General features: G+C 69.2%; 13 protein-coding genes. 8 read left to right on the top strand and 5 right to left on the bottom strand.

Annotated features, from left to right (window positions below; translation table 11 throughout):
- Position 1: 1 nt before the first annotated feature.
- The gene (locus tag G6N66_RS13550; RefSeq protein WP_085234478.1) at positions 2-1,246 is read left to right on the top strand and encodes an alpha-hydroxy acid oxidase; all 1,245 of its coding nucleotides are present in this window, start codon (positions 2-4) and stop codon (positions 1,244-1,246) included.
- Positions 1,247-1,260: 14 nt separating this feature from the next.
- Here G6N66_RS13550 and G6N66_RS13545 read toward each other — a convergent pair whose 3' ends face one another.
- Entirely contained in the window at positions 1,261-1,470 is a 210-nt protein-coding gene (locus G6N66_RS13545; RefSeq protein WP_085234477.1) for a hypothetical protein, read from the bottom strand.
- 181 nt (positions 1,471-1,651) lie between these two features.
- On the opposite strand from G6N66_RS13545, the gene G6N66_RS13540 reads away from it, so the two are divergent.
- The 6 genes from G6N66_RS13540 to G6N66_RS13515 all read left to right on the top strand — a co-directional run bounded on the left by G6N66_RS13540 (position 1,652) and on the right by G6N66_RS13515 (position 6,785).
- A complete protein-coding gene (locus G6N66_RS13540) occupies positions 1,652-2,206 on the top strand; it encodes a CGNR zinc finger domain-containing protein (protein WP_085234476.1) in 555 nt (184 codons plus the stop codon).
- Positions 2,207-2,308: 102 nt separating this feature from the next.
- Positions 2,309-4,624, top strand: a complete 2,316-nt coding sequence (gene lon / locus G6N66_RS13535; RefSeq protein WP_085234475.1) for an endopeptidase La — start codon at positions 2,309-2,311, stop codon at positions 4,622-4,624.
- A 42-nt stretch (positions 4,625-4,666) separates the two neighbouring features.
- Positions 4,667-5,044, top strand: a complete 378-nt coding sequence (locus G6N66_RS13530; RefSeq protein WP_085234474.1) for a nitroreductase family deazaflavin-dependent oxidoreductase — start codon at positions 4,667-4,669, stop codon at positions 5,042-5,044.
- Position 5,045: 1 nt separating this feature from the next.
- Complete coding sequence (locus G6N66_RS13525) at positions 5,046-5,378, top strand: TfoX/Sxy family protein (RefSeq protein ID WP_085234473.1); 333 nt, start codon at positions 5,046-5,048, stop codon at positions 5,376-5,378.
- Between the two features lie 39 nt (positions 5,379-5,417).
- Entirely contained in the window at positions 5,418-6,053 is a 636-nt protein-coding gene (locus tag G6N66_RS13520) for an HhH-GDP family DNA glycosylase (RefSeq protein WP_085234472.1), read from the top strand.
- A 6-nt stretch (positions 6,054-6,059) separates the two neighbouring features.
- Positions 6,060-6,785, top strand: a complete 726-nt coding sequence (locus G6N66_RS13515) for a DUF72 domain-containing protein (protein WP_085234471.1) — start codon at positions 6,060-6,062, stop codon at positions 6,783-6,785.
- Here the strand turns inward: G6N66_RS13515 and G6N66_RS13510 are convergent.
- From G6N66_RS13510 to G6N66_RS13500, 3 genes are all read right to left on the bottom strand, one after another.
- Positions 6,782-8,878 carry an NAD-dependent epimerase/dehydratase family protein gene (locus G6N66_RS13510; protein WP_085234470.1) on the bottom strand — a complete coding sequence of 699 codons (2,097 nt, stop codon included), beginning with the start codon at positions 8,876-8,878 and terminating at the stop codon, positions 6,782-6,784. The genes G6N66_RS13515 and G6N66_RS13510 overlap by 4 nt on opposite strands.
- Before the next feature lie 108 nt (positions 8,879-8,986).
- On the bottom strand, positions 8,987-10,468 hold the full coding sequence (locus G6N66_RS13505; RefSeq protein WP_085234469.1) for an acetyl-CoA acetyltransferase: 1,482 nt from the start codon (positions 10,466-10,468) through the stop codon (positions 8,987-8,989).
- Positions 10,469-10,531: 63 nt separating this feature from the next.
- Positions 10,532-12,943: a CoA transferase gene (locus tag G6N66_RS13500; protein WP_085234570.1), complete on the bottom strand. Its 2,412-nt coding sequence runs from the start codon at positions 12,941-12,943 to the stop codon at positions 10,532-10,534.
- A gap of 42 nt (positions 12,944-12,985) precedes the next feature.
- Between G6N66_RS13500 and G6N66_RS13495 the strand changes: the two genes are divergently transcribed.
- Complete coding sequence (locus tag G6N66_RS13495; RefSeq protein WP_085234468.1) at positions 12,986-13,885, top strand: undecaprenyl-diphosphate phosphatase; 900 nt, start codon at positions 12,986-12,988, stop codon at positions 13,883-13,885.
- Here the strand turns inward: G6N66_RS13495 and G6N66_RS13490 are convergent.
- A complete protein-coding gene (locus G6N66_RS13490; protein WP_085234467.1) occupies positions 13,882-14,385 on the bottom strand; it encodes a GNAT family N-acetyltransferase in 504 nt (167 codons plus the stop codon). The two genes, G6N66_RS13495 and G6N66_RS13490, sit on opposite strands and share 4 nt — an antisense overlap.
- Positions 14,386-14,478: the final 93 nt, after the last annotated feature.

The raw sequence follows: 14,478 nt of genomic DNA, 5'->3' as shown, positions 1-14,478 counted from the left end.
CATGCCGGTCAAACGACGAGTGCCCAAGGTTCACGACCTGGCGCCGCTGATCCAGTTCAAACGACCCGAGCTCAACCGCACCAAGCGCCGCCTCGATGCCGCGCTGACCATCGAGGATCTGCGTCGCATCGCCAGGCGGCGCACCCCCAAGGCGGCCTTCGACTACACCGACGGCGCCGCCGAGGACGAGCTCTCGATGCAACGCGCCCGACAAGCCTTCCGCGACATCGAGTTTCACCCGACGATCCTGCGCGACGTCTCCGACGTGGCCACCGGATGGGACGTGTTGGGCAAACCGGTCGCGTGGCCGTTCGCGATCGCGCCAACCGGATTCACCCGGTTGATGCACACGGAGGGCGAGATCGCGGGCGCACGGGCGGCGGCCGACGTCGGGATCCCGTTCTCGTTGTCGACCCTGGGCACCGCGGCGATCGAGGACGTGGCCGCCGCTGCTCCGCAGGGCCGCAAGTGGTTTCAGCTGTACATGTGGCGTGATCGCGACCGGTCGATGGCGTTGGTCAAGCGTGCGGCCGACGCCGGATTCGACACGCTGTTGGCCACCGTCGACGTGCCGGTCTCGGGCGCACGATTGCGCGATAACCGCAACGGAATGACGATCCCGCCGACGCTGACGCTGCGCACCGTCCTGGACGCCGTGCCCCACCCGAAATGGTGGTTCGATCTGTTGACCACCGAGCCGCTGGCGTTCGCCTCATTGGACCGCTGGTCGGGCACCGTCGGCGAGTACCTGAGCACCATGTTCGACCCCAGCCTGACCTTCGACGACCTGGAGTGGATCAAGGCCGCCTGGCCGGGCAAGCTCGTCGTGAAGGGGATCCAGACCCTCGACGACGCCCGCGCCGTCGTCGATCGCGGCGTCGACGGCCTGGTGCTGTCCAATCATGGTGGCCGCCAACTAGACCGGGCCCCGGTGCCGTTTCATCTGCTGCCGGTGGTCTCGCGTGAGCTCGGCAAGCACACCGAGATCCTGGTGGACACCGGCATCATGGCCGGCGCCGACATCGTGGCGGCGGTGGCGCTGGGCGCCCGCTGCACGCTGGTCGGGCGGGCCTACCTCTACGGGCTGATGGCCGGTGGGGAGGCGGGTGTGCGGCGTGCGATCCAAATCCTGCAGGACGGGGTGACCCGGACGATGCGACTGCTGGGCGTGACGTGCCTCGAAGAGTTGTCCCCCAAACACGTGACGCAACTGCGGCGCTTGGGCCCGGCTCGGCTACCGGACTGACGCGGCCGCGGAGCCTATTGGCCGGCAAGGCCCGCCAAGATGCCCTGGTTGAGCTCTTGGGTCAGGGCCGGGTCGACCGGGGCGGTCCTCGGGGCGGGAGCCGTCAGCGCGGAGAACGGGTCGGGGTCGGTGCCGGGCTGGCTCGGGTTGTCGGCGCTGGCCGGTGCGGCTCCCAGAATCGCGCCGGCGACGATAGCTCCGCCGAAAAGCAATTTCGCAATCATTTCGGAATTTCCTTCCACTTTCGTAATCGCTAAGCCCGATGGTCCACGTCCTTGGACGGTCGAAGCGCCCGCCTTGTTCGTGCCCCCGCTCGATTGCGACGAGAGTGCAACCCTTCAGTGATGTAACCGGCTTAGCAAGTTACATATTGCTCCGCCTGATGAAACCTGTCAAGGTGGTTACATGAAGTTCGTCTACGTGAGCGGTCGCCGGTGCCTCGACTTCGCCGGCACCCTGAAATACCGCGCGTCGGCGCGCGAGGAACTGCTCACGGAGCCCGAGCGGCTGTCGGCGTGGGCGGTTCAGGCGGGGCTGGTGGATGCGGGCATGGCGGTCACGGCGGACGACCTAGCGGCGGCAATCGAGCTGCGTGAAGCCATCTACCGGGTGGTCACCGCCCGCCTCGAGCAGCGTCGGCTCGACGTCGGAGATGTCGACCTGATCAGCGAACGCGCGGCGCAGCCCCGGCTCACGCCGCGGTTGGACGCCGACGGGTCGATCAGCCGCGACGGCACACCAGAGCAGCTGCTCGCCACCCTGGCCGCGGACGTACTGGACCTGCTGGCCGGAGGCGACATCGACAACGTCAAAGGCTGTGCCCACGTCGATTGCACGCGCCTCTATCTCGACTCGTCGCGGGCGAAAAACCGCCATTGGTGCGGGATGGGCACCTGCGGCAACAAGGTGAAGGTGCAGGCCTTCCGGGCCCGGCAGCGCGCCGCCGCCGGCTCGGCGTAGCTCGCCGAGCGTCGCGCCAGCGTGACGCGGACGGCGAAACCGCACGGGAACAAACCACCTGCCCACGAGGTTGAGCGCAACAGGCTTAACTTTGGAGGATTGATGTCTGAAGCCAAATCAGTGCCGGTGCTGTTCGCGACCGACACCGTGGTGCTGCCGGGGATGGTCGTGCCGATCGCACTGGACGACGCTGCGCGGGCGGCGATCGACGCCGCGCAGGCCAGCGAATCGGGGCAGCTGCTGATCGCCCCGCGCCTGAAGGACCGGTATCCGACCCACGGCGTGATCGCGAAGATTCTTCAGGTCGGGCGCATGCCCGGCGGCGGCTCCGCGGCCGTCGTGCGCGGCGAGCGTCGGGCGATCATCGGGGCGGGGGCGAGCGGCCCCGGCACCGCGCTCTGGGTCGAGGTCACCGAGGTCGCCGGCGTCGAGCCCACCGACGAGGTCAAGGCCCTGGCGTCGGAGTACAAGAAGCTGCTGCTGGCCATGCTGCAACGGCGCGAGGCCTGGCAGATCGTCGACTACGTCAACAGCCTGACCGACCCGTCGGCGCTGGCGGACACGTCCGGGTATGCGTCCTACCTCACCGACGTGCAGAAGCGCCAATTGCTGGAGACCGTCGACGTCGCCGAGCGCCTCCGCGTGCTGATCGACTGGACCAGTTCGCATTTGGCCGAGGTCGAGGTCAACGACAAGATCGCCGAGGACGTGCGCGAGGGCATGGAGAAGACGCAGAAGGAGTTCCTGCTGCGCCAACAGCTCGCCGCCATCCGTAAGGAGCTCGGCGAGGGCGAGCCCGACGGATCCGACGATTACCGGGCCCGCGTGGAGGCCGCCGAGCTGCCCGAGAAGGTGCGCGAGGCCGCGCTGCGCGAGGTCGGCAAGCTGGAACGCGCCAGCGACCAAAGCCCGGAAAGCGGTTGGATCCGCACCTGGTTGGACACCGTGCTCGACCTGCCGTGGAATGTGCGCACCGAGGACTCGACCGACCTGGGCGCCGCCCGGGAGATCCTGGACGCCGACCACCACGGGCTGGACGACGTGAAGGACCGCATCGTCGAGTATTTGGCGGTGCGGACACGGCGCGCGCAGCGCGGACTGCAGGTCGTCGGCGGCCGCGGCTCGGGCGCGGTGATGGTGCTGGCCGGCCCGCCCGGCGTCGGCAAGACGTCGCTGGGCGAGAGCGTGGCGCGGGCGCTGGGCCGCAAGTTCGTGCGCGTCGCCCTGGGCGGGGTGCGCGACGAGGCCGAGATCCGTGGGCACCGGCGCACCTATGTGGGCGCGCTGCCCGGCCGCATCGTGCGTGCGATCGGCGAGGCGGGTTCGATGAATCCCGTTGTGCTGCTGGATGAAATCGACAAGGTCGGCTCCGACTATCGCGGTGACCCGAGCGCGGCGTTGCTCGAGGTGCTGGACCCGGCGCAGAATCACACGTTCCGCGACCACTACCTGGACCTGGATTTCGACTTGTCCGACGTGGTGTTCCTGGCCACCGCCAACGTGATCGAGAACATCCCCTCGGCGTTGCTGGACCGCATGGAGCTGGTGCAGATCGACGGCTACACCGAGGACGACAAGGTCGCCATCGCGCGCGACTATCTGCTGCCGAGGCAGCGGGAGCGGGCGGCGCTGAACGACGACGAGGTCACGGTGACCGACGCGGCGCTGCGCAAGATCGCCGCGGACTACACCCGCGAACCGGGCGTTCGTCAATTCGAGCGGCTGCTGGCCAAGGCGCTGCGCAAGGTCACCACCAAGATCGCCGACGATCCGATCACCATCGACGAGCCCCACCTGGTCGGTTACCTGGGCCGGCCGCGGTTCACCCCCGAGTCGGCAGAACGCACGGCGGTGCCCGGTGTGGCGACCGGCCTGGCCGTCACCGGCCTGGGCGGCGACGTGCTCTACATCGAGGCCGGGGCGACTGACGGTGAGCCGAGCCTGCAGCTGACCGGCCAATTGGGTGACGTGATGAAGGAATCGGCGCAGATCGCGCTGTCCTACGTGCGCTCGCACGCCGAGGAGCTCGGCGTGGACCCGAAGGCGCTGGACCGGCGCATCCACGTGCACGTGCCCGCGGGCGCGATCCCCAAGGACGGCCCGTCGGCGGGTGTCACGATGGTCACAGCGCTGGTGTCGATGGCCACCGGCCGCCAGGTCCGCTCCGACGTGGGCATGACCGGCGAGGTCACGCTGAACGGGCGGGTGTTGCCGATCGGTGGCGTCAAGCAGAAGCTGCTGGCCGCCCAACGTGCCGGTCTGTCAACGGTTTTCATCCCGTCCCGCAACGAGCCGGATCTGGATGACGTGCCGGCCGAGGTGCTCGAGGCGCTGACGGTCAAGCCGATGACCGACGTCGCCGAGATCGTCGCGCAGGCGCTGCAGCCCGTGGCCGACCCCGCGACCGTCGCCGCCTGACCCCGCGCTCGCCGCGCCGGCGCGGCGGCGTTGAATGGACCCGTGAGTCTGAAACGGGAACTCGTGCATCGCGTGCAGCGGCTGGTGGTCAACCCGATCGGCCGGCAATTGCCGGTCACCATGATCGAGACCACCGGCCGCAAAAGCGGGCAGCCACGGCGCACCGCGGTGGGCGGACGCCTGGTGGACAACCAGTTCTGGATGGTGTCCGAACACGGTGACCATTCGGATTACGTCCGCAACATCAAGGCCAATCCGGCCGTTCGGGTCCGCGTCGGCGGCAAGTGGCGCAGCGGCACCGCCCACCTGCTGCCCGACGATGACCCACTGCAGCGGCTCGGCAACCTCCCGAAGCTCAACAGCGCCGTCGTGCGCCTGATGGGGAGCGACCTGCTGAGCATTCGGGTGGACTTGGACTGACGTGGCGTACGACGAAGATCTGGCCAACCGGATCCGCGAACTGCTTGGCCGCGAGCGCGGCGTCGAGGAGAAGCGCATGTTCGGCGGGCTGGCGTTTTTGATCCACGGCAACATGTCCGTGGCCGCCAGAGGCAAGGGCGGCCTGCTGGTGCGGGTGCCGCCCGACGACACCGAAAAGCTGCTGGCCCGAGCCCATGTCAGCCCGATGGTGATGGCCGGGCGCGAGACCCGCGGCTGGTTGCGGGTCGACGCCGAGGGCATCAGAACCAAACGTCAGCTGCAGGGTTGGGTCACTCGAAGCGTGGACTACGCGCGCGGCCTGCCCCGCAAATAGTCCGGTTTGTCCGGGCCGGCCGCGGGTACGCGGCGAAGTATGGACAAGCCGGAACAAGTGGTGCGACGACTGCTCAAGACCGCCGGCACCACGTACGCCACAGAGGCCGGGATCCGGCTCAACGACAAGCCGATGCCGCTGTTCCAGTTGCTGGTGCTGTGCATGCTGGCCAGCAAGCCGATCGACGCCGCCACCGCCATGCGCGCCGCGCGTGAGTTGTTCAAGGCGGGACTGCGCACGCCGAAAGCCGTTCTCGCGTCCGATCGGCAGACCATGATCAAGGCGTTCGGGCGTGCACACTACGTGCGCTACGACGAAAGCTCGGCGACGCGGCTCACCGATATCGCGCAACTGGTCAGCGATGAGTACTCCGGTGACCTTCGCGAGCTCGCCCGCGGCAGCCAGCACGACGTAAAGAACGCTGCGCGGAAGTTGAAGCAGTTCAAGGGAATTGGCGACACCGGCGCCGACATATTTCTGCGTGAGGTGCAAGACGTCTGGACGTGGGTGCGGCCCCATTTCGACGACCGGGCCAAGGCGGCCGCCAAGCAGCTGGGCCTGCCCGCCGATGCGGCGAAGCTGGGAGACCTTGCGCCGCGCGGGAATGCGCGGTTGGCCGCGGCGCTGGTCCGGGCGTCACTCGACGACGAGGTACGCCAACGGGTGACCAACTAAACCACCATGACGGTACGGATCGGCACGTCGGGTTGGTCCTACAACCACTGGGCGGACGTGCTCTACCCGCCGGGGATGCCGGCATCGCGTCGCTTGGCACGCTACGTCGAGGTCTTCGACACCGTCGAGTTGAACGCGAGTTTCTATCGCTGGCCCAAGGATTCGACGTTTGCGGGATGGCGCGAGCAGCTGCCGGACGGGTTCACCATGTCGGTCAAGGCGCATCGCGGACTGACGCACTATCGGCGGCTGGGAACGCCCGAACCGTGGATCGAGCGCTTCGAGCGTTGTTGGCAGCTGCTGGGTGACCGCCGCGGCGTGTTGTTGGTTCAGCTGCATCCCGAGCAGCGCCGCGACGACGAACGCCTGGATTCCTTCCTCGGCAGCGTGCCGGCCTTCATCCGGGTGGCCGTCGAGCTGCGCCATCCGTCCTGGAACGACCCGGAGGTGTATGCGATTCTGGCGCGCCGACGCGCCGCATACGTGGTGATGAGCGGGGCCGGCCTGGCGTGTGTTCCGCAGGCCACCACGGACCTGGTGTACGTCAGGATGCATGGCCCCGACCCGGATTCGATGTATGCCGGCTCCTACCCCGAGCAGGACCTGCGGCACTGGGCCGGCCTGATCGATGCGTGGAACAACGAGGGCCGCGACGTGTGGATGTATTTCAACAACGACTTGGGCGGCCACGCGGTGCGCAACGCGCTGCGGTTACGGGATCTGTTGGGTTAGTCGGCTTCTTGGCACTCGGCAAGCCACGTCGAGTCGATCACATCCGGCGGGCCCTGGGCTTGCAGGCGTTCCCGCTCGGTGCGCCGCCGTTTGATCCGCAGCCGGGCATCGGCCGGCATGGTCACCAATTCGTCGCACGTCAGGTAGTACGCGTCAGCCACGACATCGATCAGGTCCGCCGCGATTCGGCGGGAAGCCAACTCGCGCAATGTCATTCGAAGTTCATGCGTGAAACGGATGGTGGCGTCGTAGGCCAGCTCTCGCGATTCGCGAGCCCCCGCGGCGAATCGGTGGGCCAGTGAAGCCGGCGGCTGGGTGCGCGCATCGACGGAGTGGGCGATCTTCGAGGCCGCGAGCACTAGCATCGCCGGATCGTCGCCGAAGGTGGGGTTGGCCAGCTCGGCCTCCCCCGGCCCGCGGTGCCCGATCCGGGCGAGGGCCGCCGAAAGGGCGGCGGCGCCGTCCGGAGACAAGGTGCGCAGGCTGACGAAATCGCCGTCCCGTGCCAGCGCCCGCATCAGTGGATCGGCGCGCAATATCGTTGCTAGGGAAGCGGTTTCCTCCGCGATCCGGCTGCTCTGCAGGATTGCGTCAACCCCGGACACGCTGGTGTCGTCCAGTACCGCGGCGGCCACGCCGGTGCCGATCACCCACATCGCGGTGAGGATCCAGCCTTGGTGAATGCGGTCACGCAACAACGGGATTCGCACTTCCAGTCCGGCATCCGGTAGCGCGGCCAGCTGGGTCGCGTCCAGGTGCTCCGCGCCGGCCGCGGCGGCATAGGCGCGGGTGTCGGTCCTGAGGTGGCGCAGCAGGGCCACCGACCGCGCCGCGACGAGCGCTTTGGCGACCGAGCCGCGAGCTCCGCCGGCCAGTTGGGGCTGACCGAACGGCAGCAGCTCGGTCGCCGGCGGCGACTCGCCGAAGGCTCGCTGCGCAATGGCGTGCTTGTTCCAGCCCGGCAACTGGCCCGCGGCGACGACGTTGGCCGACACCCCGACATAGGGGCGATGGCCGAACACCGCGATGGACCTGCTCCACCATTCGTCGGCCACCGTGCCGCCGAGCACGAGCAGCTGACCCATCACCCGGCTGGCCATGCGCAGCCCACTGAGCTGGACGTCCAGCGTCATCGGCGTCAACGGTCCGGGCAGCGTGTCGGCCAGGCCCTTCGCGCTGAAGATCGGGAACCTGGGATCGATCCGGTCGTCGAACTCGCCCTCGAGGCCGTCCGGTGCCGCCGAACGTAACCCGTCGGGCGGTTCGAATCGGGGCGGCGCCTCCACCGGAAGCTGCACGTCGGGGCCGTGGCTCACCGCGCCGGCGGCGTCGAGTCTGCGACCGACCAATCCGCGCCCGGTGTCGGCGATCGCGTCGATCGCGCGCCAGCCGAATTCGAACCGCCAATCCTCTTGCACCGCACTAAGATCCATTTCCGGCGCCAACCGTGGCCAGCGTGGCACGCGATGCGCCCGCGAACGCGGGTCGACGGATCGCAGCAGCCGCCAGGCGGTGATCAGGTTCGTCGTGTCCGGGGTAGCCAGATCCACCACACCGGTGCGGTCGGTGTCGACGACCAGCAGCAGGAAGCGGACCAGGTCGTCGAGGTGCAGGACCCGGATCGGCTGCGCCGAGGACCCGGCGCGCAACACGGTGGCCACGGTGCGGCACACCATCCAGTCGAGCTGGCGACCGACCGGCGGCGCTATCCGGATCACCAGGCTCGGCCCCCAGCTGGTGGACACCAGCGCCTCGGCGGGCCGATACACCTCGGGCCGGCCCGCGGCCTGCGACAGGTACAGCAGTCGGGCGCCGGCGCGGGCCGCCACATGGGCGACCTGGGCAACACCGTCAAGGCCGATGTGGTCCGGAGCGGCGGGGTCGACCGGGGCGAGATGGACGACCGCGTCGGCGTCGTCGGCCAGTTCTTGCAGCACGGGGTCGGACAGCGGCGCGCGGACGAACTCGACGGCAGGATCCAGGCAGGCGTGCGGATGCTCGGCGATGCCACTGACCGTGTGTCCGGCCGCGATGAGCTGCCGAGCGACAATCCGGCCGAGTGTGCCGGTGGCGGCGGTAACCAGGACGTGCACCTGGGCTCACCTCCCGCTCAGCTCCCCCAGGGTCCACCAGGGTCCACCTTCGACAATAGGCGCGTCGGTGTGACTCGCGCGACCGATAGGAATTTGCCAGCCCGGGGCCTACAGGGTCGCGCTGCCGTCGGCGGCGACGGCAACCTTGGCGCCGCCGATGTCTTCACTCACGGTGACTTCGGCCGCCGCCGGATCGGTGATCCGCGCCAGGGCCCGCGACCCGTCGGGGGTGCGAACGGCCAGGAAGGCCCGCTCCGGTTGCCCCTCCCGGTTAAACGGGGTCGTCCACGCTTCGACGGTGCCGACGCCCTCCCACTCGACCAAGCCGTCGCGGGTGGGCTCGCGATCCACCGCCGGCTGCATGTCTTCCCAGCGAAACTCCGCCGGCGGCTCGGTGCTGTACACCCCGAAGCTGTGTTTGGTCAGGTAGCCGCCGTTGGCGGTGATGAGCCCGCGCCGCCCCGGATTGGCCATCAGCAACTCGGCCAGGGTGGCGATGGAATGCATGACGTAGTTGCTCCACGGGCCGCCCGCGAAGGTCAGGCCGCCGGTGACGGTGAGCGGGCGGGCCGGGTCGTCGAGGGGCAGGCCGAGCTCGGCCGCCGCGACCTGCACGGCGGACGGGAAGCAGGAATACAGGTCGACGTAGTCGATGTCGTCGAGACCCAGGCCGGCCAGTTCCAGCACCCGCGCCCCGGCGATCCGGATGGCGGTGGACCGGTGCAACTCGTCGCGGTCGGCGATCGCCGACGTGTCGTGCGCGTCGGTCCCGGCCTGCGGGTAGACCCAGCGCTCGGAAGGGATCCGCAGGCGGGTGGCCTGCTCGACCGACGTCAGCAGCAACGCGGCGCCCTGGTCGACCATGTTGTTGGAGTTCATCAGCTTGGTGTAGGGCCAGCTGATCATCCGGTTGCGCGGGCCGGGTTGCGTGATCCGCTCGGCCGTGGCCGGTTCGCGGATCCACGCGTGCGGATTGCCGACCGCGACCGCGTTGAAGCGCGCCCACAGTTCGCCGACACGCGCGGCGTGCTCGTGGATCGGCTCGTCGTTGGCGATCCGCAGCGCCTGCTCGAATAGCGGATACACGTAGGCCGGCCGGTCCAGTCCGATCCTGATCTCCGCGTCGCCGGCCATCGGCACGTCTTCGCCGGCGACTTGGGCCATCGGCACCGAATCGTCTTGTACCGTCCACTGCAACTTGGCGCCCTTGGCGCGCAGGCCGCGGCGGGTGCGCCAGGTTTCGGCGCCGGTGAGCAGCACCAGGCCGGCCCGGCCGGCCTGGATGTCCAGGCACGCCTGGTTGACCAGCGATTGCGGCACGTTGCCGCCGACGGGGCTGTATAGCGTGCTGAACTCGGTGGCGCCGATCCGCTGGCCCACCAGCAGGCCCGGATCGCGGTAGTGCGCCGACAGGATGTTCACCACGCGGACCGAATCCACGGCCTCGAGCACCTTGGTGTCGGCGGCCTGGCGGGCCGCGGCCACCATCAGGTCGACGGGTTCGATGGACGGCCTGTCCGGATCAATGTCGTCGCGGTGGTTGACCTGGCCGTGGCCGATCAGCACCGGGGTCCTGGGGTCGACGGGCATCCGTCGAACCTATCGCAGGGTGCCGAAAGCGCGCCGACGGTCACGCCAGCGTGACGCCCGACGCTAGGCGGGCGCCCCGCCGTCGAACAGCACGCGCTCGGCGATCAGCCGCTCGGTCTGCTCGTCGCTCATCCCGAGCACGTTTCGGCAGATCTCCCGGGTGTCGCGACCGGGCAGCGGCGCCGGGCGCTGCGGTGCGGGCGGGATGTGGCGGAAGTGTGCCGGACCCGTTTCCGCCGGCAACGGATGTTCGATCAGGGGATGCGTCATCTCGCTGAGCACTTTTCGCGCGACCAGCTGCGGATCGACCAGGATGTCGGCGGGCCTGTTCATCGGGCCCGCGGGAATTCCCGCCGCTTGCAGTGCTTCCGCGGCCTGCACCGGGCTGCGGTCGCGTGTCCAGGTCGACACGAGCGCCACCAGCTCCCGTCGGTGCGCCACCCGGGCCGCGCCGGTGGCGAAACGCGGATCGTCGGCGGGGTGACCGAAAAGCGCTGCGGCGCACTGCCAATCGGCGTCCGAGCGGATCGAGATGACGCACCACTCGTCGTCGCCGGCGCACGGATAAACCCCGTGCACACCGGTGTCGTCACGGATCTCGCCGACACCTGCTGCGCGTGCGGCCTCTTCGACGTAGAGCGTGTCCAGTTGATTGACGACGACCTCGGCTTGCGAAATGTGCACATGGGCCGCGTCGCCGGTCCGGTCGCGGCGGATCAGCGCGGCCAACGCCACCAGGGCGGTGACCCGACCCACCACGTGATCGGGGAAGATCGTCGTCGCGTCGAAGAACGCGTGCCGGGATCCGGCGGCCCGGGCCTCCGCAGAGGCCTCTCCGAAGGCCTCGTCGGACGTCCACAACCGGGTCACGCCGGTGGCGGCGCGCACCAGTGGGCCGTAACCCATCCGCCTGCTCCACGGCCCGCGATTCCCGAACGCGCTGCTGCCCGCGAGCACGATCCGGGGATTCAAGCTGCGCAAGGTGTCGAACGAAAACCCAAGCGCGCTAAGGGTTCCCGGTTTGAAGTTGGCGAACACCGCGTCGGCGTCGGCGACCAGGCGGCCGAAAATTTCCTTTCCCTCCGCGGTGCGCAGGTCAAGGCCCAGCGCGAGGTGGTTGCGGTGCGTCCAGGCGAACGACTCGCTCATCACGGCGCCGAAGCGAGATTGTCGCAGCCCGTCGGGATAGTCGGCGCTTTCGACCTTGATGACCTGCGCTCCCATGTCGCCGAACAGCCGGCTCAGCTCACCCCCGGCGACGATCACCCCCAGATCGAGGATGCGCAGGCCCGCGAACGGATAGTCGCCGAGGCGGCCCGGTTTGGGGCCGGATAGCGGCGTCTCCGGATCGGCCAGCCAGCGCGGTTGATCGTGCCCGGCGACCGGGGCGGGGGTGCGAAAGCCACAGCGCTCGTCGTCGACGACGAAATATCCGGTGGGCACGTCGGTGCGGACGCCGGGGACGAGTTCGGCGTGGGTGATCGCGCCCACCGCCTGAAAGTGTTCGGAGCCCAGGATCCGCGACGGCGTCAGCACTGCCGCGATCGGCACGCCGTGCGCCTGCCCCTCGGCGACCAGCTCCTTCATCGTCTTGTCGGCGAACAACGCGTCGACCAGCACGCTCAGTCGCGGCCACGCGGCGAAGCGCGGGCCGAGCGCGTCGTAGGCGGGGTCCTGGAATTCTTCCGGCTCCCCCAGCCAGCGGCGCAGGCCGCGCCATTGCCGTGGCGCCATCACGCACAACCGGACGAAGCCGTCCTGGCAGGGGCAGATCGGGTAGGGGTCCTGATTCTTCGGGCGGCCCCGCCATCCGCTGCTGCGCTGCCCGGCGCTGGCCTGCCCGTGTGAACCGAACGCCGGGTCGAGCGCCGTCACGATGGCGTCGAAGCGGGCAAAGTCGATGTAATCGCCTGTGCCGCAACGCAACCGGTTGTAGTACGCGACGAGTGTGGCCCAGGCGGCCTGCACTGCGGTGGTGGCCGTAGCGATGCCGTCGGGCGGCAACACCGGGGTGCCGGTGGGCGGGCCCGAGCGCGACAGCGAGCCCGACATCGCGAACAGCACGGGATCGGTCGCACGCCACGACGAGCGCGGGCCGGTGGCGCCGAAGTCGGTGATCGACACGGCCACTAGGTGTGGGTAACGGTCGGCCAGCTCGGCACACGACGTCCCGAAGGCGCCCGCCTGCCCGCCGCCGTCGACGACGATGTCGGCCTGCGCGGCGATCTCGCAGAACCGTTTTCGGTCGTTGTCGTCGTGCGGGTCCAGCACGGTGCTGCGCTTGTTGGCGTTGTGCACGGCGAACGGGATGCTGGCGCCGGCGAGTGCCGGAAGTGCGTGGCGGGCGGGGCTGCCGCCGGGCGGCTCCACCTTGAGTACGTCGGCGCCCAGGTCGGCGAACAGGCGGGTCACCGTGTCGGTGACCCCGCTCGCCGCGTCGAGCACCCGCACGGCCTCAAGCAGCCTGGTAGCCATCTGCTCACCGTATTGGGTGCGCGGACCATTACGCTCGCCCGGATGAGTGCGCACCTGAGCTACCTCGAAGCCGTCATCGTCGGCGCCGCCCAGGGCATCACCGAGTTGTTCCCGGTCTCCAGCCTCGGGCACTCGGTGTTGGTGCCGGCGCTGGCCGGCGGCCGATGGGCCCAAGATCTGAACGTTTCCGCACCGCAATCGCCCTACCTGGCGTTCCTGGTGGGCCTGCACGTCGCGACCGCCGCCGCCCTGCTGGTGTTCTTTTGGCGGGACTGGGTGCGCGTGCTGGCCGGGTTCGCCAGCTCGGTGCGGCATCGGCGCATCCAGACCTCCGGGGAGCGGTTGGCCTGGCTGCTGGTGGCGGGCACCATCCCGGTGGGTCTGGCCGGGCTGGCCTTGGAAAAGACATTTCGCACGACGCTGGGCAAACCCATTCCCGCGGCGGTGTTTCTGATTCTCAACGGCGTGGTGCTGTATGCGGGCGAGGTTTTGCGCAAGCGCGCGAGCCCCACCAGCGAAGCCGAACCCGAGCACGGCGGGGAGGCAGTCGACAACCGGCTCGCTCGAATGCCGATGCGCCGGGGCGTGCTGATCGGCTCGGCCCAAATCTTGGCGCTGCTGCCCGGGATCAGCCGGTCCGGCATCGCCATCGTGGCCGGGCTGTGGCGCGGGTTGTCACACGAGGACGCCGCGCGGTTCTCGTTCCTGCTGGCGACACCGATCATCCTGGCCGCCGGGGTGTACAAGATCCCGGAGTTGTTCGGGCCACTGGGCAGCGGGATCGGCGGTCAGGTGCTGGCCGGCAGCGTGGCGTCGTTCGTGTGCGCCTACCTCGCCGTGCGGTATCTGACCCGCTACTTCGAAACCCGCACGCTGACGCCGTTCGCGATCTATTGCGCCCTGGCCGGGGCGGCCAGCCTGGCCTGGCTGACGCTGCGCTAGAGATCGCGCCGGTAGCGCAGTTCTTGCACGGGCGCACCGCCATAGGTCCTAGTGCGCCGGGTGCCATCGAAGCCCCAGCCGTCGCGTTCGTAGAATCGCCGCGCGCGAGCGTTCCCGTCCAGCACCCACAGCGCGGCCTGCGGGTAAACCGTGCGCAGCCGCTCGCGAGCGGCGGCTATCAGCGCGCGCCCGACTCCGGTGCCCACGTGCGCGGGGTCGACGTAGATCGCCATCAGCTCACCGCAATTCGACAGCTCCGCGTCGCGGCACCTGCCGGTGGTTGCCAAGCCGCGGATCGTCGAGGCGTCGACCGCGACCAGGGTGTACGGCAACCCGATCCCGATGCGGCCGAACGTGTATGTGCCGGAATAGGTTTCCGGATCGAGGCCGTCGAGGTAGCTCTGGGCGATCAGTCCGCGGTACGCCCACTGCCACGACCGGACCTGCACGCTGGCGACGTCATGTGCGTCCTCAGGGACAGCCGGTCGCACCTGCGTCATTCCGGGGAAGCGTTCATGTCGCAGGAGTGCGTCACCATCGCGGAGGCGGTCATCGGGACATTGCACACCAACCCCAGCGACGGGTCGACCCCT

This window comes from Mycobacterium conspicuum (genome assembly GCF_010730195.1).
In the GTDB taxonomy this organism is placed as follows: domain Bacteria; phylum Actinomycetota; class Actinomycetes; order Mycobacteriales; family Mycobacteriaceae; genus Mycobacterium; species Mycobacterium conspicuum.
This window is presented reverse-complemented; position numbering and strand designations above follow the sequence as displayed.

Bases quoted from the DNA above. Each gene is read 5' to 3' on its own strand.
- G6N66_RS13550 (WP_085234478.1), top strand. From the start codon at position 2: ATGCCGGTCAAACGACGAGTGCCCAAGGTTCACGACCTGGCGCCGCTG.
- G6N66_RS13545 (WP_085234477.1), bottom strand. From the start codon at position 1,470: ATGATTGCGAAATTGCTTTTCGGCGGAGCTATCGTCGCCGGCGCGATT.
- G6N66_RS13540 (WP_085234476.1), top strand. From the start codon at position 1,652: ATGAAGTTCGTCTACGTGAGCGGTCGCCGGTGCCTCGACTTCGCCGGC.
- lon (WP_085234475.1), top strand. From the start codon at position 2,309: ATGTCTGAAGCCAAATCAGTGCCGGTGCTGTTCGCGACCGACACCGTG.
- G6N66_RS13520 (WP_085234472.1), top strand. From the start codon at position 5,418: ATGGACAAGCCGGAACAAGTGGTGCGACGACTGCTCAAGACCGCCGGC.
- G6N66_RS13515 (WP_085234471.1), top strand. From the start codon at position 6,060: ATGACGGTACGGATCGGCACGTCGGGTTGGTCCTACAACCACTGGGCG.
- G6N66_RS13505 (WP_085234469.1), bottom strand. From the start codon at position 10,468: ATGCCCGTCGACCCCAGGACCCCGGTGCTGATCGGCCACGGCCAGGTC.
- G6N66_RS13500 (WP_085234570.1), bottom strand. From the start codon at position 12,943: ATGGCTACCAGGCTGCTTGAGGCCGTGCGGGTGCTCGACGCGGCGAGC.
- G6N66_RS13495 (WP_085234468.1), top strand. From the start codon at position 12,986: ATGAGTGCGCACCTGAGCTACCTCGAAGCCGTCATCGTCGGCGCCGCC.
- G6N66_RS13490 (WP_085234467.1), bottom strand. From the start codon at position 14,385: ATGACGCAGGTGCGACCGGCTGTCCCTGAGGACGCACATGACGTCGCC.